Genomic DNA, 22,811 nt, shown 5'->3' with positions numbered 1-22,811 from the left:
AACGGGTAGAGTAAATGATGCAGTTGTATAGTGAAAGTTCACGTTCTTATCTGGGGAGGTCTGTTTAGCTTACTGCTGTGATGCTTTCAGTGTGGCTGCTGACTCATAAGTAGGCCTGACCCGTTAGCTACCATCGGGAGGGGAAAGAAGTGGTGGAACACTGCGGCGCCTCGGTCAGTAATGATCAAGGTAATTAAACAGAAGTCACCGACGGCATAGTAGCCAAATGCCAAGATTAATACCGTAGACAGGGTGAAGGCCTGAACCCAAACTCCACGAGTTAAAAGACAGGGCTAGCTTACCGATATGTTGCCAGAAGGATATAAAATTGACGTAGCGCACTACCATGACACTCAGCTCAAATGAAGGGTTGCCCGACTCTATCGTTGGGTAGAGATTCATTTTGGATAGGGAACCGCCCATTGTGGGCTCGCATGATGGGTGGTGGGGTGGCCGGCAGTTAGAAACTACCGGCTACCCGATTTATATTTCTTCTTGTTGAGCAACAAAAGCCTCTTTACTGCCAACGAGAACCACAATAAGAAGTATTATATCGATGACAATGCTAGTGATTGAGCCAGGTATTTGAGCCATCAAGAACCCACTATCTGACTGCGAGCTAATTACTGCTTGAATAATGGCCCAAATAATAGACGCAGCGATAGCTATATAGAAAAGTTTTATTGCGAAATCTTTGGTCATCATTAGAAATATTCCAGATATAAGATACAGACCTGCTACGACCATAGATACTATACCAAAAACAATTGACCAAGATTCATACCACTCTGGGACCTTAAACTGTTCTTGCATAGACTCCATCATTTGAGAAAACTCAATTCGTTTGGGTTCACCTTCCTCTTCAATTTCTAGTGTCAATTGGGGCATATCCTTTCCATCAGGAGTCTCCCCTTTACTGAATTCAGCCATCATTTCTTTCTGCATTTCGAGGATCGAGGGCATGGCTATTTCCTGAGCGCCACCAAGAACCCCAAATATCCCGAAGATAATTGCCAACACTCCAATTATTGTCGCCCATGTAGGTCTTTTCATTTACTACTCCATAGTTCAGTAAAAATATAACGCCATTTGTAATGGGCAGCTTTGTGGCAAAGCCACGTTTAAAGCTGTCCAGCCCTAAGGGCGATCATTGAAAAACTTGGTACGCCCAGCATGGGCGTAAACTAATGGGGCGAATGTCCTCTGTAGGAGGATCACCATTTAATGGGTTCCATTAAATGCTAACTACTAACGAATGGCAACTGCAGCATCGCGAGGTCTTGTGGGGAGGAAGTCGCTAGCAAAACTAGGAGCTGACGAACGGAAACATCATATGAGGCTTAGCCTGAAGGCGAGGCGGCCAAGGACACCGAAGCCATGTGATCTAACGGGTAGAGTAAATGATGCAGTTATATAGTGAAAGTTCACGTTCTTATCTGGGGAGGTCTGTTTAGCCTGCTGCTGGGAAACTGTCAGCACGGCTTCTGACTCATAAATAGGCCCAACCCACTAGCCACCATTGAGGGGTAGACAAGAATGGTGGGACACAGCAGCGCCTCGGTCAGTAATGACTGAGGTGATTGAACAGAAGTCAGCCGAGGGCATGGTAGCCTAATGCCAAGATTAATGCCTTGGACAGGGTGAAGGCCTGAACCCAAAATCCACGATTTAAAAGACAGGGCTAGCCTGTGGATATATTTCCAGTCGGATAAAGTTGAGGTATCGCACTGCCATGACACTCAGCTCAAATGAAGAGCTGCTCGACGCTATTGTTGGGTAGAGATTCATTGTAGATAGGGAGCCGCCCATTGCGGGCCCACCCGGTGAGTGGTGTGGGGTCCTGTAATTAGAAACTATCGACTACCCGATTTAAGCATTAGTTTTTAGGGCCTCTTTGGTTGTGTCCACAGCTTGCTGTAGATCCTTGGAGTAACTTTTTAGTTTCTTTAAATCACCTTTGATAAGAGCTTCTTTAACTTCCGTTACCAAGTTTTTTGTGTTTTCAGTAGTATCCACAATTATGCCTGAAATCCTTGAGGCATCATTTAATCCCCATTCTTTGGCTTTATCTCCAATCAGGGGAAGACCTTCAATAATAGGGCATGCAACCTCTAAAGTATTATGTATTTTACTCAGGTTTTTAAAGCTGTACGCTTGAATAACAGATGTCAATTCTGTGACCTGTAAAGAAACATCTTGTACGGCATCAATCAGAGGCTTATTTTCATTGATTTCAGCAAGTGCTTTTCGTGCTCCTTGGAAATGGGTATACACGAAAAATAAAAAGCACCCGATAGTCAATATCGCTCCAACAACAAATAACTCAGACGGTAAAGTTAGTCCAGGTATGTTAGCCAATACCATAGATAAAATGCCAGCAAACCCAAAGGCTAATGCGAACCCCCCAGTCTTATATAGTTTATCCATTCCCTTAGAAAGACTATCTGATATACGAACTACATCCTGCGTTGCTATTTGGTTCATATAGACATACCTATTGTTTGGTGGAGAGATTGATGCATAACGCACCTCTGTCAAAACCATAGGGAAGTGAAGGTTTTGGCGTCGAGTGCCTTTACTTGATACGCCCAGCATGGACGTGAACTAATGGGGTGAAAGTCCCCTGTAGGAGGATCACCATTTAATGGACTCCATTAAATGCTAACTACTAACGAATGGCAACTGCAGCATCGCGAGGTCTTGCGGAGAGAAGCCGCTAGTAAAACTGCGAGCTGACGAACAGAAACATCTTATAAGGATCAGCCTGGAGGTGGGGTGGCCAAGGATACCGAAGCCATGTGATCTAAAGGGTAGGGTAAATGATACAGTTGTGTAGTGAAAGTTCACGCCCTTATCTGGGGAGATCTGTTTAGCTTTCTGTTGTGAAGTTGTCAGGTGGCCGCTGACTCATAAATAGGCCAGCCCGCTAGCCACCATCGCGGGGATAAAAAATTGATGGAACACAGCTGCGCCTCAGCCAGTAATGATCAAGGTAATTAAACAGAAGTCAGCCGACGGCATAGTAGCCAAATGTCAAGATTAATATCTCGGACAGGGTGAAGGCCTGAACCTAAATCCACGAGTTGAAAGACAGGGCTAGCCTACTGATATGTTTCCAGTCGGTTAAAGTTGATGTAGCGCATTGCCATGACACTCAACTCAAATGAAGATCTGCACGACACTATCGTTGAGTGGAGATTCATTACGGATAGGGAACCGCCCATTGCTGACTCGCATGATGGGTGGTGTGGGGGCCTGTAGCTAGAAACTACCGGCTAGCCGATTATGAGCCTCACTGCTCGTAGACCTGAATAGTAATCGCACGTCTGTCGCCACGTACTCTGAGGATTGTCAAAAGACCATATTGTTTGAAGTACATGATTTTTTCCCATTCTGGAAAGCTACTACTGCCCGGAAGACTAGATTTAGGCTGAAGCTTCCAGGAGTCACCCTCCTCAACGATTTTCATAAATGAAGCATGATCATGCTCTGACATCTCCATATAGAAAATTTCGTTATAGTCTCCGAAATACTTTGCAATATCAGAAGCCTTCTCCCGTGCGACAATTACGAAATCCTCTTTAGGCTTGAAGCCGATAGCTTCATTGACTATTAGCGAAATATCATATTGATTCGTACAGCTGACAACTAACAATAGAAAAAAAACAAATGTGGCCCGAGTCTTCATCGTTCATAACGTCCGCATTTACGGCTGGTTTGGGGCACAGCAGAAAACCAGTCCGACAACATGTGCTAGCTAGGATTTGACAGCATGAAAAAAGACTCCCAGCCCCTCGGGATCATAAAACTCCCAGCTAGCATTTTCATACCTAACGAATACATCATTAGCCTTTAGAGTATCCCACCAACTATTCAATGCTTCGAAAAAGATCGATGTAGTAAAATCACTGCAAAGATCGTTTGGAAAATACGATATTTCAACAGCTATTTTTTCACCTTCAGACCAATCGAGAAACAGATGAACCTGGCTTACAAAGCTATTTCTAGATTTCAGCTGTCCATGAATACAACCTTCTTCACGTTGTGTGATGTAAGACACTACACTTTCCGAAGACATTTCAACTACTTCACCGTCTTGATCTAGGAGCTCGCCATCGCTGAATTCCTCGAGAAATAGTTCAATGAACTTTCCGACACAAGTCAAAGTGGTTGGAGTAAACGTAATATCCCTAGTACTACCATCACTGTCGGTTAAATATTCAAGTACTTCAGCTTCATTCATATGAGAGCCTAACACCTTTAGCAACGGCCGAAATGTAGCGGCAAAGCCGCGTAATGTAGGTCCAGCCACGCAGTGGAGATGTTGCCTAAATTTATTAGGTGACGCCTTACTGTCACTATCTATCCTTAATTGCACATTGGGTAAAGGGAGTTAAGCTATTACACACAATTTCGACTTTATGAACTGGCCCACTGTCTACAAGTGCATATGTCTTGTCCTGCGCGATAATAACCCATGAGTCGTTGCTAAGGGCGCAAACAGACCAGGGAAAGAAGCTGTGCGCCATAATGACTGACATAAAATTAAATTTCTCAATAGGCGCTAAGTGAAACGCACCAAGCTTGTCAGTTTTACCATCGGAGCTCCTACCTTCACATTGCTCGACTCCAAGCCCGGCTACAACGCGTACGGGCAGGTTTTTCTTAGGTGATCCTGATTCACTAATAACACCTGATATTTCAGGAGTAAGATTACTGTAATGCGGGATTGGGACACACCCAGTCAAACCAAGAAGCAATAGTAATGTTAAAACTCGCACTCTAGTCACCTAACTTTTATTTAACTAAGTTAGTCATAGAACAATTCTTTGTCTTTCCAAGGATCCTGATAGGCATCTAGAATATGCTCAATAACTGGAATAGCTCTAAAGTCAGGGATACTCTGTGCCTCTCTTAACCGTTTTTCTAAATGAGCTTTGTACCTCTTTAGTCTAAGGTGATACATGCAAACCTGCGCCAGCTCCCAGGTACACTCTTTGAAAATATCGAAATCCTCAATAAATGCCTCTTCAAAATCCCCTTTGACAGTATCTTTGAGTTTATAGAGCTCCAGTATCTGATCACAAAAAGGGACTAAATCTGGATTTCCCAAAGATTCTGGTGCAGCAAAAACGACTTCAGACTTTCTGAAGATTTCCCTCAGCTTTGACCTAATACTTGAATCCATATTCACAGTTAACGCCTGCGCTTGTTAGAGCTTGTATGTCTATATGACATGTCCTCGCGCTTTAAATTGTCTAGAACCTAGTATTTCTCCCGCCAAAATTGCAGCCGCATATTCTTGATCCGAAACAACTTGTATAGCAGATAAACTCAGGGAGCCTCCATTTTTTGAAGCAAGCCAATTAGCATATGGACGGATATGATCTGCTATTTGTTCGGTAGTAGTATTACTGAAAACTTGCATGACAATTATCAACTCTGGGCTTGCGGAAATATTCTCTGAATACATTTCGGCTTTCATTAGATCACCTAGAAAAGCCTTGCGATCTGTTTTCTGTTCCGACTCAAGAATATATTTGAGAGAACCACCTGCGTCATTAATCGTAATATCCGGCTTGTACCCAGGGGTAACAGCCTGCCCAGTTGTAGCTATTGTTTCTCCACTGGCTATAGGATGATTCAATCCTTTAAAAACGTTGTCTTTCATTCCTATCTACTTCTCCTGTAGCTCTAACGCCTGCAGCAACGGCCGAAATGTAGCAGCGAAGCTGCGAAATAGAGTTCCAGCCCCGTAGGGGCGATGCTGACTGCACTTGGTACGCCCAGCATGGGCGTGAACTAATGAGGTGAAAGTCCCCTGTAGGAAGATCACCTTTTAATGGACTTCATTAAATGCTAACTACTAGCGAATGGCAACTGCAATACCGCGAGGTCTTGTGGGGAGGAAGCCACTAGCAAAACTACGAGCTGACGGACAGAAACATCATATAAGGCTTAGCCTGGAGGCGAGGTGGCCAAGGACACCGAAGCCATGTGATCTAACGGGCAGAGTAAATGATGCAGTTGTGTAGTGAAAGTTCACGTTCTTATCTGGGGAGATCTGTTCAACCTGTTGCTGTAAAGCTGTCAGCGTGGCCGCTGACTCATAAGTAGGTCCAACCCACTAGCCACCATCGTGGGGTAGACAAAAATGGTAGGACACAGCGGCGCCTTGGTCAGTAATGATCAAGGTAATTAAACAGACGTCAGTCGACGGCATAGTAGCCAAGTGCCAAGATTAATACCTTGGACAGGGTGAAGGCCTGAACCTAAATCCACGAGTTGAAAGACAGGGCTAGCCTACTGATATGTTTCCAGTCGGTTAAAGTTGATGTAGCGCGCTGCCATGACACTCAATTCAAATGAAGATCTGCTCGACACTATCGTTGGGTAGAGATTCATTACGGATAGGGAACCGCCCATTGCGGACCCGCACGATGGGTGGTGTGGGGGCCGGTAGTTAAAAGCTACCGGCTACCTGATTTAGCCATTCAATAATGGAACAACTGTGTTATTAAGGAACTTTGTTCCTTTTTCAGTATGAAGCCAAATTAAGCCACCTAAATTCAAAATGACAGTTACCCAATAAACACTTTTAAATTCTTTTTTACTCGACTTGTGACGTAACTTGTTTTGAGCAAAGTAAGCACCAGGCCAACCACCAAATGTTGAAAACAAATGTAATGTACTTTCTTTTGTTCTCCAACGCCCATTTTGAGCAGCGGACTTATCAATTGCGTAAGCGATAAATGTTATTAAACTCATTGCAACATACAAGCCAGCAACGATTAACGGTAATTTACCGACAACGATCGATGTCGAAAGGCCAACACAAAAAACTATTATAAAAGCTACACCAAAGTTGCCACCACCTTTAGATTTGCTTCGATTACTTGAAGCTTCAGCATCTCGAGTAAATTTGATATTTGTAGCTTTAAACCGATTACTATTTTCTCTGACTAGTTCGTAGATGATGACTTCACCATTAACAGGCCTACGTGAACGAGGCTTAAAAGCTTTAATATGAACAAAAGCACGATCGCCTCCACCATTAGGCTCAACAAAACCGAAGCCTTTATCATCATTCCAATTTACTACTTTACCTTGAAGCTTCATGCTCCCTCTCGAACCTGATGGCTAACGCCCGTAGCACGGGAAAATTTGGAGCGCAGCGGAAAATTTTCCCCGTGCCTACGCTTGGTACGCCCAGCATGGGCGTGAACTAATGGGGTGAAAGTCCCCTGTAGGAGGATCATCATTTAATGGGTTCCATTAAATGCTAACTACTAACGAATGGCAATTGCCACACCGGAGAGCTTGTGAATAGAAAACCGCCCATTACGGACTCACTCAATGGATTGTGTGGGGGCCGGTAGCTAGAAACTACCGGCTAACTGATTTAGATGTCATCGCTCTCAAGCTCGGCAAATTTTGCCGCCATTGTTGGGTTCTTTTTTGTCAATTTTTTAACTGTTAGATCGTCTGCCTTTTTGTTTGCGAGACGAAGGTTATTCTCAGAGCCAAGCAGTGCATCCTTGGTTTTCTGAAGATGAGTGATGGTCTTGTCAATTTCATCAATAGCTGTTTTAAATTTCCTGGATGCCAGATCGTAGTTCCTTGCGAAGCCTGACTTAAATGCATCAAGCTCATCTTCGAAGTTGGTGATGTCAATATTCTGAGCTCTTACTACAGCCAGCTCAGCTTTATATTTCAGTGAGTTCTGAGCAGCATTTCTCAAAAGAGTGATTATGGGAATGAAAAATTGGGGGCGGATAACATACATCTTAGGAAAACGGTGGGAGACATCGACGATACCGGAATTATAAAGCTCGCTATCTGCTTCTAATAGCGATACCAGAACTGCGTACTCGCAGCCTTTTTCATTGCGGTCTTTGTCGAGTTCTTTAAGGAAATCTTCATTCTTCTTTTTTGTTGCTGTTTCATCACGTTCATTTTTCATTTCAAACATGATGGATACGGATTCAGCGCCAGAATCATCTAAGTCTCGAAAAATGTAATCCCCTTTACTTCCTCCTCTCGCATTATTGTCTTTTTCAAAATACGCCTTCGGAAAAGCAGTTGCTCTTATTCGGTTAAATTCAGTCTCACAATGTTGTTCAAGGGTTTCACCAATCATTTTAGTGGATAAACGGGCTTTCATATCCTTAAGGCGCTCGATTGCATCGTCCCGATCCTTAATCTGAGTCTCATACTTCTCTTTTAGAGATGTCTCCGATAGCTGTTTCTCAAGCTTCGCTTTTTCAAGCTCACTCTTGAGTTCTTCGCGTTCCTTCTCTGTTGCATGTACGGCCTCTGTAACTGCTTGCTTCTGGATTGCTTGCTGGGCACTTAAGTCTGATTCAAGCTCCTTTATTTTAAAATCTTTTCTCGCAGATGTTTCTTTGAGTTGAGATATATGTTCAGCCTTTGCCAGTTCGGTAGAGGATTTATAGTCTTTCTTAGCTTGCTTTAAATCGGAGGCAAGTGAGTCTCGCTCCCTCTCAATATTTTTAAGGGCCTCTGTCACGGCTAGCTTCTGAGAGACCTCAGCAGCTTCAATCCTGGCCTTCAATTCTAGTATCTCAGTATCTTTTATTGCGGAGGCCTTCAGCATTTCATTTGTTACTTTTTCCTTCACAAGCTCTAAGGCAGCTCTCTTTTCTTTTTCCGCAAGCTCAAGCCTCTCATGCAACTCTTGATCAAATTCATTATCCCGAACTTGTTTCATTATATCGGCATATCCAGCCTCATCAATTTTGAATGCTTTTTGACAATGAGGGCATTTGATTTCATTCATAATTCTTTATCCTTTGGTTTTGCCAGTTATTCCCAATGACGAATAAGGCCTTGCTAAACGGCAGCAAGAGGCAATGTAGGCAGCCCAGTGGAAGGTGCGATCATTGCGCCCGAAATAAATTTAAGAAATTTGGTACGCCCAGCATGGGTGTGGGCTAATGGGGTAAAATCCCCTAAGGGACGATCACCATTTAATGAGTGCTATTAAATGCTAACTACTAACGAATGGCAACTGCAATACCGTGAGAATTTGTGGGGAGGAGGCCACTAGTAAAACTATGAGCTGACGACCAGAAGCATCCTATAAGAATTATCCTGGTGGCGCGGTAGTCAAGGACATAGAAGCCGGCTGATCTAATGGGCAAGGTTAATAATGTAGTTATAATGTGAAGGTTTACGTCCTTATCTGGGGAGATCTGTTTAATTTTCTGCTATGAAACAGTCAGTTTGGCCACTAGATCATAAGTAGGCCTAACACGCTAGTGACCATCGCGGGAATAGAATAAACGGTTGTACATAGCAGTATCTCGGTTAGTAAGGACTAAGGCGGTAAAGTAGAGGTTAGCGGGCGACACAGTGATCGAATGCCAAGATTAATAACTTCGATACGGTAAAGGCCTGAATTCAATCTCTATAAGATAGGATGTAGGACTAGCCTACAGATATGTTATCCAGTCGGATAAAGTTGAGGTAGCGCACTGCATGACACTCGATTCTAGTGAAGAGGTGCGCGATACTATCGTTGCGCTGGGGAGCCATCCATCGCGGACTCGCACGATGGATAGTAAGGGGCTGGTAGCTAGAAACTACTTACCCCCCCGACTTATACGCTTTTACACTAATCATGCAACAACCTCAAGCATTTCATTGTAATGAACTTCATCAACTTCCTGAAGCCATGTAAAAATATCACCAATGACATTTTGGCTTTCACCTAAAAGGTTTTCTGACGAATCTTCATTGATTTCAATAACAGCGCTATGTGAATATTTGTTTATGAAGCGATAAATCTTTTCTTTGGTGGCTTCATCTGTGATTTCGCAACCGTTCAAGCCACAATTCATAAGCTGTGCAATATCACTTCGGTGCTTTGGAAACTTGAAGCTAAAAAATGATTCAAGTAGTTTCCTTGCAAGATTCGCTGTTAAAAAGGCTTCGTCACGTGATAGTGCTGAATTGTCTTTGTATGCATGAAGATTTGAAAATATATAATGGTATTCTGAATTGTAATTAACCAAACTGGAGTCTGCGTCTTTAAAAGTCGATTTGCGTGGAACTGCTGTCGTCGCTTCGATTGTGTAAAAGAATGCATTTGGATCTTTGGGAGGGTTCTTTCTTTTTCTATTACGGTTGACACCTTCGAACCAATCACGAATCAATTTGAAGTATGTAAAGTTATGCGTAAATACGAAAAGCTGCATTGCTTTGTGACAATTGCTACGAAGAAACGAATACGCATGAAATAGGTGGTTCGAGTCAAAGCTTGATACGGGGTCATCTACAACAACAATAGTATTTTCCATCTTGTTATCGTTTTCTTTTAACTTAGTTATGAAGTAAACAAAGGCAATGGCCGTTTTTTCCCCTTCACTTAGGTTCCCTTCTACCGGAACGGAATCGTTCCGCAATATTTCATAGCCCTTTTTCGCAGTGCTAAAACGAAGGGTTAATTCACTGCGACCAAGGAATTTGTGAAGTGATTCGTTAAACTGATCGGCCCCTAATCCCTCATTTGATAGAGAGTCTTCAAGACTTCGAATTTCGGCATTTCGGTTGGCCATAGTTGCTTTTAATGTATCATTCGTGGATGTACGATTAATTACTTCCTTTTTCTTGCCGAGGTAATCGAAAGACTTTACTTCTCTAGTTGCATAGTGAAGTTCAAGTTGCTTCTTGGCTTTGTCTGTTTCTTCTTTGAAGTTTTCCGATTTGTGATTGTGCTTGCCAACAATTTGCCTAATAGCTGTCATGGAATTGTTGAAAGCCTTTATAGACGAATCGTTGATGACTTCGACCGTGAGCTCAGTTTCAAGCGGGTTTCCGGTCTTCTTCTTCAGAATAGTGTGCCAAACTGATATTTCTTCATTCAGATCTTCGGTAGCTCGTTCCAAGGCTGCACAGGCTTCGATATATTCTTTTTTGAATTCTTCGTAAAAATCGCTTTCGGCTGGTAGAACAGGGGCTTGAATATATTGACCTTCAAGCCAGCTATTAGCATTAACAAGCCTGCTTTGAAAGGCTTTGTAATCATCATTGAAATGAGCTTCAAGTTGTTTAGTACGTTCTTCGGTTATCCTGTTGCCACAAAACTCACACTCGTCTGTATCGTGGCGCTTATGAAGTTCAAGACCAATCTCCACCCAAGACTTTATACTACTGTGCTCAACAAGTCGCTGAATAGTTCTACTAACCACGCTGGTCTTTAGAAGATCTTCAAGGCGTTCTTTGGCTTTGCTAAAAGTTTCCTGATTTATAGTCTGCGATGTAAAGGAAATAGGGCTCTTCTGATCTGGCTTAGCCGCATTAGTTAGTTCGATGATTTTATCTTCATCAAGAAGTGTATCGTCTGTTTTTATAGATTCAAGGTTTTCAGCGATAAATGCTTCCAATTTACGTTTATCATAATTAAGATAATAGCGATCTTTTGTATCAATAGACTGTAGGCTTGTTTTTATGTGCCTTGCGCTGTCGGTTCCAAATTTGGAAATGGCGATGTCCAGCTTTTTAATCTCTTCAGTTTCTTTGCTATATGCTTCTGAATCTGACTTTTGAGCTTTGTTCAGTTTTTCAAGTCGTTCACGTTCTTCGATTTTCGCTTTATCTACAAGTAAGATACTTTTGACCACGCTATTCCATGAAATATTTTCGTCAATGAAATCCTGATTGAATGTGTAGATATTCAAATCGGCGTAGGCAATATTTGCTTGTGTAATTAACGTACCGCCGTCTATAGCTACAGTTAGCTCAGAAGATGGAAATTTTTCGGAATTGGTTTTATTTTCGATACATCGAAAAACACCTGAAAGCGTAGACTTACCACTTCCGTTCCAACCATAAAACAAGTTGTACTTTCCAAAATCTTTAGCATCAGTGTTTGTGTGATTATGATATATACCGAACTGCTTAAGTTTTTGTATGCTTTTTATTTTCATAACGTCCCTGCTCAAAAAGTCACGCGATACTAAATTGGAATATGGCGCCTCAATAATGGGCTGTAGCATGCAGTGCGGCGCTCCAGCCCTGAAAGGGCGTAATGATTGGCTTGGTATGTCCAGTATGGGCATGATCTAGTGGGGTGAAATCTCCCTGTAGGAGAATCACCATTTAATGTGTCCCATTAAATGCTAACTACTAGCGAATGGCAACTACAACAGCCCAAGGTTTGCGGGGGCGAGTAGCCAGAAACTACTGACTACCTGATTCAACTACACTTCTTCAAACTCTGACTCTCCCTCAGGTGCCGGTTTAACGTCTATTTTCACATTGTCAGCAAAGGGCCATTTAATTGAAATTTGCTGTATAAAACTGCCAGCGTCACAAAAAGCAATTACATTTCCTTCGATATTTTTTTCCCACGAAGCACCGTTCCAATTTGCAAAATCATAACATCCCGCTGCCGGTCCCATTTGAACCGCAACAAAATATAGACCTTTCAATGAAGGGGTGCCGTCCTTCCATTCTATTTCTTGCATAAAGCTCTCCTAAAATTTTGATCTAAACCTTTCCGCTTCTTCTGCTAAATTTAAAAGGTACATTGGGTTACTTTTGTACGTTTCATGAGCCTCTACTAAAAAACCTAGCAAGCAATAATAGTTGATATACTTGAAACCTTTACAATAGATTATAGCTGTATTGCTTGTTTTATAAAAATCCAGCTTTTGAATGTGCCATTTTTTAGATGTTCCGTCTTTAACATGGATATGATGCATATCCGCTTGAGCTACTGAGGCTGGAAATTCATAAGGAACGTCACGGCCAAATATTTCGGGCTTTATTCCTTCAATTTTGTACTTTTTAAAATCACGTACAAGTGTTGAAAGTCTACCTTTATCACATGTTTCCCTTAAATTAGGGCTTATGAAAACCTTGACTTCCATTTGAGTTCACTCCATCTCAATAAATACAGCAGGCTTGTTAGATTCTTTTGACTGCAACACTTTCTTCTCGGCGTCTTTTGCTGATTTTATAGCCTCTTCTTTTGTTAGACGTTTTCCATTGCCTTCAGAAGCGAGCTTTTCTTTCTGAATAATTACGGGTTGATCTATCTTGTTCATAAAATTTTACTAGCTCTTAATTTAAAGTAAGCTTCCCTTCACCGCGCTTTTTAGGGCAGTTCTGGGAGTTTGTACGTAACTTTTCCGTCTTTCACATGCACGAACCCGCGCCCCTTGAGCTGGTCAACCAAGCTTTCTACATGTGACTCTGATATTCCTGACGGGTATAGAGAATTAATAGTACTAAATAGTGTCTTTTCTTTTCTGGGCTTTGAGTGACCGCGCCCACATAAATTTCTAACGATTGATCGTACTTGCTCTCCTAAATCTGAAGTGGGGGAAAGCTGTAATAAGGGTATCTGTGCGATATCTTCATGGCGCATTATTCTTATCTTTCTATCTTTAAGGTGCTCAACAAGACGATCAAAACCTGTATCTTTAGAGATTATGTGAAAGTAGGCATTGGTGTCCTTTTCAATTAATTCTCCAAGATAGAAGGCAATATGAAAATCTAGAGCGTTCTTCCCGACACCAGAGATCTTTATATATTTTGATCTTTCGCCTAAACATTGCATAGCAACCGCAAGCTCGAAAGGCAGATTCCTCTGGTTTGACCCAACGAATACGATAACTCTAAAGACTTCACCTATCAGGAGTTCTAAGTTTTTTGGTTGAACATTTTCGAAATCAACCAAAACGTAGTTTGTCTTCAATTATCTACTCCTTGGGTGTCCTTATAGGGTTTTCAAAAACAGCTATATCATATCTCAATAATGAAGAGCTACTCCAACTCGAACCAACTAATAGATCAGAACCTTAGCGGCGCAGGTAAAAAATTACTCTAGTGGAGTTGTTGCGGCCGCATTATACCTTGCTATTCTGTTCTTTTTAATCACATACGTAAATCCTCCAAAACCAAAAGTTAGTGTTGTTGGCTTTTTTCTAAAAGCCATCTACTAAATCTAAGTGTTTTATGGGTGTTCTGGATCGGTATAGTCTTAAATGGGTACTATCGTGCAGGGTATATAAGATCTTAAGTATTGGATGAAAATATCACTATCACCGTCAATAGGGTCGCCATCTAAATGCCAGGGCAATATCCTAAACGCTAGTGAGATACTCTGGCTGTAGAGAGACCTTTTTTACTGATATATGTGCGTCACTTCTAATGGCGGTATTGATAATCTTTCACTTTTGAATTCTAAATTGATAGCTGGTGATAAGTTGAATTTTTATACTCAATTGCAATTTCTCTAAGCAATAACAAAAAAATATAGGCACAAAAATAATCTTATTAGATTTTATTAGGATTGTTTTAGTGTCAAAGCCACGTAAAATCGATAGATATTTCCTGATATTTTGGCCGTAACTAAGAAGCCATCTAAAGGCAACAATCAAAGCAGCTCGGTTCAAGAGCATCGAAAGAATCAAGAATTTTCTAAAAACCAACCCCACAAAGGAGAACGGTAGCGTGAAGTAAGAATAAGTAAAAGGCGCTGACCCAAGGTGCTGGAACACCTGGGGCCAGCTAACCAAGTTGATAATCACAGTATCAAAGTGGCTATATGCATAGTACGCTACAAACCCGCTCGTCTTCAATAAAGTGGAGCACAATCAGCGGCTTGGAGAGATTCTTCAAGCCCTGGGGGCGTTGCGTCTGCCTTTTCTTTTTCTATGCCTACCGTTCTCGTGCACCTCCTCGTAGTTACTCAAAACATTTCTATTCAAGCTTTCCTTTTGTGGAAGGTCTATCCATGGTTTGAGTATCAGTAGGAAACCAATATGTTGATTTTAAAGCGCCGTACAGGCGAAAACTTATGGATTGGAGCGAATGTCTCAATCACTGTATTAGAAGTTAAGGGCAATCAGGTAAAGATAGGAATAATTGCTCCAAAATCTCTACCAGTACACCGCGAGGAGATTTATGTGAGGATCAGACAGGAAGGAAATCTGGTCAGTGGGAATCGTTGAGAAGTTGATCGAGATTGTGGCGGGGTGGTATTGCTATGAAAGCGCTAACTACTGTTAGTTAGCGCTTTCAGTTGAGCCTTTCGCTGCGGATAGAGACAGGTTAAGCTCGGAAGTGATCTCTATTAGTGATGTTTATGCTTAAATCCAGCTTCAAACTTTTCTGCTAATTTAAAGTAGTGATTCAGATCCTTGCGGGTTTTTTCTGGGCGGTTGTTTTCGGAGTTAATGTGGATATTTTCCACAACAACGGCGATGTCTTTTGCAAGCTTCTGTCTTTCACCTTTCAGGTTCTCAGCGAAATACTCAACACTTTTTTCGAGGGTGTAGGTGATGACATGAATCTGGTGAAGTTCAGCAGGATTCAGCTTTTGCTTGCTTTTAATTTCTGCTGTTTTCTCAATGAAAATCTTCTTGGCATCCTTCATAGAAGTAACGTCCGCTACTTTGAGATGCTGGATGGGCTTTTCGTCTGATGCGGGGCTAGCTTGAGCAGTGGTAGCAAAAGTAACAGCAAAAAGTAACGCAATTAAAGTTTTCATTTTTCCTCTCTAACGCCCAAACGCTAAGGGTTGGTAAGGCATTGATCGGGCGAGGTGAATGCCTAACATTTATTAGTGATCATTTTGACCACTTTGATCGCTATCGTAAATGAGGATAACTATCATTAACATTCATGATACAGGAATTTTTAGGTGCTCAAAACACTTCGCGTAAAAATTGCTATCAAGCTGATCGAAATTTGTAAGGAATAAGAAAATTGAATCTGGAAAGGATGCGCAGGGGAGGGGCTACGGAGGTTTTTAGCCCGGAAGAGGCGCCCCCGTGTTATGGAATTCGATCTGTTAACCCTCTCTTCGCGGTAGCAAAGAGAAGGTTACTTATAGGATGAGTCGGTTAGTTCGGGTTTATTGAGACCGGCTTCACAAATTAATTGGTACGGAGGCTAGGAAATCTCTCCCAGTACATCAACCATCGCCGAAGTTAATTGGCTGAGGTCTTCCTTCGAAATCACATAGGGCGGCATGGCGTAGACCAGTTTGCCGAAGGGGCGCAGCCAAACTCCGCGTTCGATTAGAGCTTCCTGCACCTTTGCCGTATTTACCGGCTCGCGCATTTCCACCACGCCAATTGCTCCAAGGGCTCGAACATCAGCGACACCCGGTGCAGATTTTAATGGGGCTAGCTGTTCGGTCAGCTGCTGTTCGATCGCAGTTACTCGCTCCTGCCAAGGACTGTTGAGTAACAATTGGATGCTGGCGTTAGCGACGGAACAAGCCAGGGGGTTACCCATAAAAGTGGGGCCGTGCATAAACACACCGGCTTCTCCCTGGCAGATACCTTCGGCCACTTTATCGGTACAGAGGGCGGCGGCGAGGGTCATGGTGCCGCCGGTGAGAGCTTTGCCCAGGGTGAGGATATCGGGGGTGATATCGGCGTGCTCACAGGCAAACATTTTGCCGCTGCGGCCAAAACCTGTGGCGATTTCATCGGCGATTAGCAGTACGTCGTGCTCGTCGCAGAGTTCGCGCACCCGGCGCAAATAATCGGCAGAATAAAAACGCATGCCGCCGGCGCCCTGGACGATGGGCTCTAAAATAATCGCGGCCAGCTGATCGCGGTTCTCTTCCACTTGCTGGCGCAGCTCGGCGATATCACTGTCACTACAGGTACTGCCAAATGGTGTTTGCGGAGCGGGTGCAAACTGGTGCTGGTTCAGATGCTCAGCAAACAAATGATGCATTCCGGTGACTGGATCACAGGTGGCCATGGCCCCGAAAGTATCACCGTGGTAACCGTTGCGCAGGGCCAGCAGGCGGTTCTTTTCGAGCTTGCCATGGGAGTGCCAGTATTGGACGGCCATCTTGATAGCCACTTCCACAGACACTGAACCGGAGTCAGCAAGAAACACCCGGTTGAGGCCGGCTGGAGTGATTTCCACTAATTTCTTGCACAGCTCGATCGCCGGTTCGTGAGTTAAACCCCCGAACATGACATGGGACATCTTGTCCATCTGCTCGCGCATAGCCTGGTTTAGCTCGGGCACATTGTAGCCGTGCAGGGCGCTCCACCAGGAGGACATACCGTCGATCAGGCCGCGCCCGTCTTCCAGGTAAATACGTACCCCTTCGGCCCGCGTCACCGGGTATACCGGAGGCGGGTCGATCAGGGAGGAGTAGGGGTGCCAAATATGTTTGCGATCGAAATCCAGGTCCATAAAAACTAAATCTTTATTTTCAAGAGCCGATAATCATCAGTTAGGCCAGTTCGCGCAGTACTCTGAGCGGGGGCTGGCTGATCGAGCTGTAACAGGCCAAGGTACCGGCAGTGCCAACCAGAACCGCACCGGTGAGTGGTCCGGTTAGCCAAAGGACTGGGTGCAATATCACCGGCAGTTCAAAGACCCAATATGACAGCACGGCCAAGGTGGCTTCCGCACCGATAGCCGCGAGCAAACCGGCGGCAAAACCCAGCAGGCCAAATTCCAGTATCAGGCTTCTCAGCAACAAGCGCCTGCGGCCTCCCAGTGTGCGGATAATTGCCGCTTCCTGCAATCGCTCGGCGATACTGGCGCGCACCCCGGCAATTAATACCAGGACCCCGGCAACCAGCATCAGGGCCATAACCGATTCGATAGCAAAGGACACCTGGTTAATGGTGTCGCGGATACGCTGGATAATCTTATCCAGCTCTATCACGCTGACGCTGGGGAAGGCGCGAACCAGGTCGTTGACCAGTAGCTTGTCCTCCGGTGGGAGGTAAAAACTGGTGATATAGGTAGCCGGGAAATCATCGATAGTGCCCGGTGCAAATATCATATAGAAGTTGGGGCGCATGCTGTTCCAGTCCAGCGAGCGGAAGCTGGCTACCGGGGCTTCTACTTCCAGTCCGCCGATGGAAAAGCGCAACTGATCTCCCAGTGACAGTTCCAGCTGGGCTGCCAGCTCCACTTCTACGGAAACACCTTCGCTGGCTTTGTCCCACCACTCGCCTTCCAGAATACGGTTATCCGGTGCGAGAGTGTCGGTGTAGCTCAGGTTTAATTCCCGGCGAACGCCACCGGGACGATCTTTTTTCTCTTTAATCGAGACGCCGTTAATCGCCACCAAACGGCCGCGCACCATGGGGTAAAACTCGGTGCTGCTTACCTCGCCCTCTGCCAGCATGTTTTCCATGGTTGGAACATCATGGGGGGCGATATTCAGGAGGAAGTGGTTGGGGGCTTTTTCCGGTAATTGCATCCGCCATTCGTCCACCAGGGCGGTGCGGGCAAAGACCATGGCCAACATGGCCAATAATCCGGTGCCAAAAGCGGCAATCAATAGGGTGTTAAACGCGGCGCGGCGTTGCAGGCTGCCCAGGGCAATACGCCAGGCGCCGCCCAGGGAAGCCAGCTTGCCGCGCACCAAAAGTCGGTTAACCAGGGCGCTGCCTGCTACCAATAGGAGCATGCCGACAAACAAGGCGAGCGTCATAAGCAGACTGCCGGACAGCCACCAGATCAGAAGCAACATGGCGCTGGGGCCGAGAATCAACCCGAGCCATTCGCGTCTGTCAGGATTGCTCCAGTCGTGCCGCAGGGTTTGCATCGGATCTGTGCGCGCCAGGCGGAAAAGCGGCGGCAGGGCAAATCCCAGGGCGCAGGCGAGGCCGGTGGCGAGTCCAATCAGCAGTGGGCTCCAGCTGGTGGCCGGGGGTTGAACCGGGAAGAACCCTTCCATCAGGTTGACCGCCTGGCTCTGGATAAAGGTGCCCAGTGCCAGCCCTATAGCGGTGGCAATCAGGGTGAGGGCGGCCAGCTGCCCCAGGTAGATACCGAGAATTTTGTTGCGCCCGGCACCGAGGCTTTTCATTACGGCTACGTAGGCGCCGTGGCGCAGTCCGTAGCGTCTGGCTGCCAGGCCAACGGCGACGCTGGCGAGCAGTACGGCCAGGCTGGCGGCGAGAAACAGGAAGGACTCGGCTCTATCCAGGGCTGAGGCAACTCGGGGCTGGCCTTCGCGCAGGTCCAAGATCCGCTGGTGTTCAGTTAACTGAGGTTTGAGCCAGTCAAAGTAATCCTTCAGGACTTGGTCATCACCGGCAAACAGATAGCGGTAGCGCACTCGGCTGCCGGGCTGGATCACACCTGCGGCGGGCAGGTCGGCGGTATTGGCTAATACTCGCGCGCCCATATCAAACAGGCTGGTGCCCCGGTCGGGTTCCCGCTCCAGTATGGCTGTCACTTTCAGTTGGGTGTCGCCGAGGGCGATAGGATCGCCGAGCTGGATCCCCATCAACGGCAGAAGGCGGGACTCCACCCAGGCTTCTCCCGGGGGAGGTCCTTGTGGTGCAATTTCCCCTGGGCCTTCCGGGGACTTGCTGATTTCCAGTTGTCCCACCAATGGATAGCCTTTGTCGACAGCTTTGACTGAGACAAACTGGAACTGGTCGTTGGCGGAGATCATGGATGAAAACTGGACTATCTGGGCCTGTTCCAATCCCTTTTTGTCGGCTTCCTCCAGCCATGCGCTATCCACAGGCTTGCTGCTGCGCAGCACCCGTTCTGCGGCCAGGAAAGTGAGGGATTGCTGCTCCATGGCGCGGGTAAGGCGGTCGGTGAAATGGGCAATGGCGGTTACACAGGTCACGGCCAGTACCAGGGCACTGGCGATCAGGGCCAGCTCGCCACCGCGCCAGTCCCTGAACAGCAGTCTGAGTGGCAGCATCAGGCGGACACCTCCGACAGGTTGTCTCCGTCGATAAGCGGAGCGTAGGTATCTACGGCACCGGCCGACATATGCAGGTGGGAGGCACAGCGCTCTGCCAGTCGCTGTTCGTGAGTCACCAGCACCAGGGTGGTGTCAGATTCTTCGTTGAGTTTAAACAGCAGGTCGATAATTTTGGCACCGTTGCCGGCGTCGAGGCTGCCGGTGGGTTCGTCGGCAAAGAGAATGGCATCTTTGCTGCTAAAGCTGGCAAAGGCTCGGGCAATGGCCACCCGCTGTTGTTCGCCGCCGGATAACTGGCGCGGGTAGTGGCGCAGTCGCTGTTCCAGGCCCACCCGGGCGAGGAACTCTTCCGCCCGCTTGGCGGCGCCCCGTTCGCCGCGCAATTCGCTCGGCAGCATCACATTTTCCAGGGCGGTAAGGCCGGGCAGCAGCTGGAAAGTCTGGAATACAAAGCCCACGCAGCGGGCGCGCACCGCGGCGCGCTGCTCTTCGTCCATGGCGGTGATCTCGTCACCTGCCAGCCAGATCTTGCCCTCGGTGGGTTTGTCCAATCCCGCCAGCAGGCCGAGCAGGGTGGACTTGCCGGAACCTGAGGCCCCTGTCACAGCGAGGCTCTCGCCACGGGCGACTTTCAGGGAGATATTGTTTAATAGGGTCAGTGGCCCTTCGCTGGTGGAGACCCTGTGATAGAGGTTTTCTGCCGTGAGAATGGCGGACATACTGTATTCCCTTTGCGGATACGCGAGATTTTTGGAGAGTATGACATGACAACAGCCTTTTTTCGGCAGTTACTGACTCGGTTCGGCTTGGTGCTGATGCTGTCGGTCCCCAATCTGGCACTGAGTGCCAACAAGCCCGGCACTCTGCTCGTATTAGGGGATAGCATAAGTGCGGCCTACGGTATCGATGAGGAGTTGGGCTGGGTCAACCTGTTGCAAGAGCGCTTGCAGGAGAAGGGGCGCCCGGTGAAGGTGGTCAATGCCAGTATCAGCGGGGAGACGTCAGCAGGTGGCCTGACCCGGCTGCCGCGCCTGATGGAAGAGCACAATCCCCAGTGGCTGATTGTCGAGTTGGGCGGTAACGATGGTTTGCGCGGCTATCCACCCCAGAGTTTGCAGCGCAATTTGCAGCAGATGGTCAAGCTGGCTAAAGATTCCGGGGCGGAGGTTCTGCTGTTGGGGATGCGTATCCCGCCCAACTACGGTCGCGCTTATACCGAGGCTTTTGCCGCTGTATTCCCCAAAGTGGCCAAGGCCGAAGAGGTCGCCCTGGTGCCTTTCCTGTTGGAAACCGTGGCCCTGGAGCAGGGCGCTATGCAATCCGACGGTATCCACCCCACCGCCAAGGCGCAGCCGGCCCTGCTGGATCATGTCTGGCCCTGCGTGAAGTCCCTGTTGGGGGAGAAGGCGGCTGGTGAGTCGTGTACTCCGTGATCGAAATGCGTACAATCGCGCCCCCAGGAACAGGAAAGCCTGGCTCTGGTCCCAAAGTTTAAGGTTTTGTGCCGGTACTCTGGGCCCGGTTACTGGTCGCGAATGAGTTAGAGAGACACCATGCCCGAATTGGAAAACCGCCGCGAGCGGCTCGAGTTTAATAAGCTGCAAAAGCGCCTGCGCCGCCATGTGGGCCGCGCCATCGCCGACTTCAACATGATTGAAGAGGGCGACAAGATTATGGTCTGTTTGTCCGGCGGTAAGGATTCCTATGCCATGCTGGACGTTCTGCTGAATTTGCAGAGGACAGCGCCGGTTAACTTTGAACTGGTGGCGGTCAATATGGACCAGAAACAGCCGGGTTTCCCTGAGCATATCCTGCCGGAATACCTGCAATCCCTGGGTGTTCCCCACCATATTGTCGAGAAGGATACCTACTCGGTCGTGAAGGAAGTGGTGCCTGAGGGCAAGACCACTTGCGGGCTCTGTTCCCGTCTGCGCCGTGGCACCCTGTATGGCTTTGCTGAAGAAATTGGCGCCACCAAGGTGGCACTGGGTCATCACAAAGACGATATCGTCGAGACCCTGTTCCTGAATATGTTTTACGGTGGTCGCCTCAAGGCGATGCCGCCCAAACTGCGCGCCGACGATGGCCGCAATATCGTGATCCGTCCGCTCGCCTATTGCCGCGAAGAGGACATCGCCCAGTACGCTGAGTACAAGCAGTTTCCGATTATTCCGTGCAACCTGTGCGGCAGCCAGGAGAATCTTCAGCGCCAGGCGATCAAGCAGATGGTGCGGGAGTGGGATAAGAAATTCCCAGGCCGCAGCGAGAATATTTTCGCCGCGATTACCCGGGTGTCCCCGTCACAATTGGCGGACAGGGACCTCTACGATTTTGAGAGTCTGGAACTGGATCGCTCTACGCCGTCGGCTGTCGAGCGTCCTGACCATTCAATCCAGCGCCAGGTGAATTCTTGGGAGCCTGAGGATGCTCAGGAAGTGGAGCCCCAGTATATCGAGGCGCTGAATCTGTAGGATCTGCACCGCTGACCAGTTGCGCGTAACTGCATTCAAAGTCCCGGGGACTGGCACTGGGCCCGTGGTGAAAGTGCTGATGCCAGAGGCGCGCCATATTGGCCACGTCTGAGGTTTCCTCGTCCTGGATCTTGTGCACCTCGGCCGACCTGTAAATCAGCCAGGCGATGGCTGTGGCATAGCGCAGGTTGGTGGTCAGTTCGCTGTGGGGGTGATCGAGAAAATCCCGCTGGCTCGCCAGCCCTCGCACTTTTGAGGCGAGGCTTGGGTGATCGATCAGGTATTGATCCCAGATTTCCCGGTGGGTGTGGGGCTGGATTTGGTAAATACCCAGCCCGTGGCGCCGTCCCTGTTTGAGGTGGAAGCCCAATTGCGACTCCTGGGCAGCGGTTCCCAGAAGGAGATTCTCCATGCCCTGGCTCCAGGCTCTCAAGTGCTTGAGGGTTGGACGGATAACCTGGAGTCGGAGCTCGTCCAGACAAATGCCCATAGTGTTGTCTTTTTTTCTGTAGTTGTATCCAACATATATGTAGTTTGCTGATTGAGTCGGCGCCACCTTATGGGTAGATTTACGCGCAATAAACATAACAATTTTTAGGTGGTGCTCTTTCCATAGCTCAATGCGCTGAAAAATTGAGCAGGAAAAC

Annotated in this window: 22 protein-coding genes; 3 read left to right on the top strand and 19 right to left on the bottom strand. The window is 46.9% G+C overall.

From position 1 onward, the window contains the following. Positions 1 to 483: 483 nt before the first annotated feature. The 14 genes from ACJJIL_RS16170 to ACJJIL_RS16105 form a co-directional block, all read right to left on the bottom strand. A complete protein-coding gene (locus ACJJIL_RS16170) occupies positions 484 to 1,053 on the bottom strand; it encodes a hypothetical protein (RefSeq protein WP_445360202.1) in 570 nt (189 codons plus the stop codon). A gap of 816 nt (positions 1,054 to 1,869) precedes the next feature. Beyond that, entirely contained in the window at positions 1,870 to 2,484 is a 615-nt protein-coding gene (locus ACJJIL_RS16165; protein ID WP_445360201.1) for a hypothetical protein, read from the bottom strand. An 808-nt stretch (positions 2,485 to 3,292) separates the two neighbouring features. Beyond that, positions 3,293 to 3,688, bottom strand: a complete 396-nt coding sequence (locus ACJJIL_RS16160; RefSeq protein WP_445360200.1) for a hypothetical protein — start codon at positions 3,686 to 3,688, stop codon at positions 3,293 to 3,295. A gap of 69 nt (positions 3,689 to 3,757) precedes the next feature. Then, on the bottom strand, positions 3,758 to 4,243 hold the full coding sequence (locus tag ACJJIL_RS16155) for a hypothetical protein (RefSeq protein WP_445360199.1): 486 nt from the start codon (positions 4,241 to 4,243) through the stop codon (positions 3,758 to 3,760). Between the two features lie 115 nt (positions 4,244 to 4,358). After that, positions 4,359 to 4,781 (bottom strand): hypothetical protein, encoded by a 423-nt coding sequence (locus ACJJIL_RS16150; RefSeq protein ID WP_445360198.1) that lies wholly within the window; start codon positions 4,779 to 4,781, stop codon positions 4,359 to 4,361. A gap of 29 nt (positions 4,782 to 4,810) precedes the next feature. Then, entirely contained in the window at positions 4,811 to 5,194 is a 384-nt protein-coding gene (locus ACJJIL_RS16145) for a hypothetical protein (RefSeq protein ID WP_445360197.1), read from the bottom strand. Positions 5,195 to 5,227: 33 nt separating this feature from the next. Continuing rightward, positions 5,228 to 5,671 carry a hypothetical protein gene (locus tag ACJJIL_RS16140; RefSeq protein WP_445360196.1) on the bottom strand — a complete coding sequence of 148 codons (444 nt, stop codon included), beginning with the start codon at positions 5,669 to 5,671 and terminating at the stop codon, positions 5,228 to 5,230. An 815-nt stretch (positions 5,672 to 6,486) separates the two neighbouring features. Next, positions 6,487 to 7,119, bottom strand: a complete 633-nt coding sequence (locus ACJJIL_RS16135) for a DUF1294 domain-containing protein (RefSeq protein WP_445360195.1) — start codon at positions 7,117 to 7,119, stop codon at positions 6,487 to 6,489. 283 nt (positions 7,120 to 7,402) lie between these two features. Continuing rightward, on the bottom strand, positions 7,403 to 8,800 hold the full coding sequence (locus tag ACJJIL_RS16130; protein WP_445360194.1) for a DUF2130 domain-containing protein: 1,398 nt from the start codon (positions 8,798 to 8,800) through the stop codon (positions 7,403 to 7,405). 841 nt (positions 8,801 to 9,641) lie between these two features. Continuing rightward, positions 9,642 to 11,951 (bottom strand): AAA family ATPase, encoded by a 2,310-nt coding sequence (locus tag ACJJIL_RS16125; RefSeq protein ID WP_445360193.1) that lies wholly within the window; start codon positions 11,949 to 11,951, stop codon positions 9,642 to 9,644. A gap of 273 nt (positions 11,952 to 12,224) precedes the next feature. Beyond that, the gene (locus tag ACJJIL_RS16120; protein ID WP_445360192.1) at positions 12,225 to 12,491 is read right to left on the bottom strand and encodes a hypothetical protein; all 267 of its coding nucleotides are present in this window, start codon (positions 12,489 to 12,491) and stop codon (positions 12,225 to 12,227) included. A 9-nt stretch (positions 12,492 to 12,500) separates the two neighbouring features. Next, on the bottom strand, positions 12,501 to 12,896 hold the full coding sequence (locus ACJJIL_RS16115; protein WP_445360191.1) for a type II toxin-antitoxin system YafO family toxin: 396 nt from the start codon (positions 12,894 to 12,896) through the stop codon (positions 12,501 to 12,503). Positions 12,897 to 12,902: 6 nt separating this feature from the next. Further along, a complete protein-coding gene (locus tag ACJJIL_RS16110; RefSeq protein ID WP_445360190.1) occupies positions 12,903 to 13,073 on the bottom strand; it encodes a hypothetical protein in 171 nt (56 codons plus the stop codon). Between the two features lie 50 nt (positions 13,074 to 13,123). Next, the gene (locus tag ACJJIL_RS16105; RefSeq protein WP_445360189.1) at positions 13,124 to 13,726 is read right to left on the bottom strand and encodes a PIN domain-containing protein; all 603 of its coding nucleotides are present in this window, start codon (positions 13,724 to 13,726) and stop codon (positions 13,124 to 13,126) included. A 1,069-nt stretch (positions 13,727 to 14,795) separates the two neighbouring features. Between ACJJIL_RS16105 and csrA the strand changes: the two genes are divergently transcribed. Then, positions 14,796 to 14,984, top strand: coding sequence for a carbon storage regulator CsrA (gene csrA, locus ACJJIL_RS16100; RefSeq protein WP_444894824.1), 189 nt, complete (start codon positions 14,796 to 14,798; stop codon positions 14,982 to 14,984). Positions 14,985 to 15,106: 122 nt separating this feature from the next. Here csrA and ACJJIL_RS16095 read toward each other — a convergent pair whose 3' ends face one another. The 4 genes from ACJJIL_RS16095 to ACJJIL_RS16080 all read right to left on the bottom strand — a co-directional run bounded on the left by ACJJIL_RS16095 (position 15,107) and on the right by ACJJIL_RS16080 (position 20,412). After that, on the bottom strand, positions 15,107 to 15,523 hold the full coding sequence (locus ACJJIL_RS16095; protein WP_444894823.1) for a DUF6746 family protein: 417 nt from the start codon (positions 15,521 to 15,523) through the stop codon (positions 15,107 to 15,109). A 404-nt stretch (positions 15,524 to 15,927) separates the two neighbouring features. Further along, positions 15,928 to 17,199 carry an adenosylmethionine--8-amino-7-oxononanoate transaminase gene (gene bioA / locus ACJJIL_RS16090; protein ID WP_445360188.1) on the bottom strand — a complete coding sequence of 424 codons (1,272 nt, stop codon included), beginning with the start codon at positions 17,197 to 17,199 and terminating at the stop codon, positions 15,928 to 15,930. A 40-nt stretch (positions 17,200 to 17,239) separates the two neighbouring features. Next, positions 17,240 to 19,690, bottom strand: coding sequence for an ABC transporter permease (locus ACJJIL_RS16085; protein ID WP_445360187.1), 2,451 nt, complete (start codon positions 19,688 to 19,690; stop codon positions 17,240 to 17,242). Next, positions 19,690 to 20,412: an ABC transporter ATP-binding protein gene (locus ACJJIL_RS16080; protein ID WP_444894675.1), complete on the bottom strand. Its 723-nt coding sequence runs from the start codon at positions 20,410 to 20,412 to the stop codon at positions 19,690 to 19,692. The genes ACJJIL_RS16085 and ACJJIL_RS16080 overlap by 1 nt, the downstream gene beginning before the upstream one ends. Positions 20,413 to 20,457: 45 nt before the next feature. Between ACJJIL_RS16080 and ACJJIL_RS16075 the strand changes: the two genes are divergently transcribed. Next, on the top strand, positions 20,458 to 21,126 hold the full coding sequence (locus ACJJIL_RS16075) for an arylesterase (RefSeq protein WP_282931664.1): 669 nt from the start codon (positions 20,458 to 20,460) through the stop codon (positions 21,124 to 21,126). A gap of 120 nt (positions 21,127 to 21,246) precedes the next feature. After that, complete coding sequence (ttcA, locus tag ACJJIL_RS16070) at positions 21,247 to 22,164, top strand: tRNA 2-thiocytidine(32) synthetase TtcA (protein ID WP_444912358.1); 918 nt, start codon at positions 21,247 to 21,249, stop codon at positions 22,162 to 22,164. On the opposite strand, the gene ACJJIL_RS16065 is transcribed toward ttcA, so the two are convergent. Further along, positions 22,049 to 22,654: a hypothetical protein gene (locus ACJJIL_RS16065; RefSeq protein WP_444894819.1), complete on the bottom strand. Its 606-nt coding sequence runs from the start codon at positions 22,652 to 22,654 to the stop codon at positions 22,049 to 22,051. The two genes, ttcA and ACJJIL_RS16065, sit on opposite strands and share 116 nt — an antisense overlap. Positions 22,655 to 22,811 lie beyond the last annotated feature (157 nt).

It is taken from the genome of Microbulbifer maximicatervae (SeqCode) (genome assembly GCF_052468095.1).
Note: the sequence above shows the minus strand (reverse complement) of the source record. Positions and strands in the feature narration are given on the sequence as shown.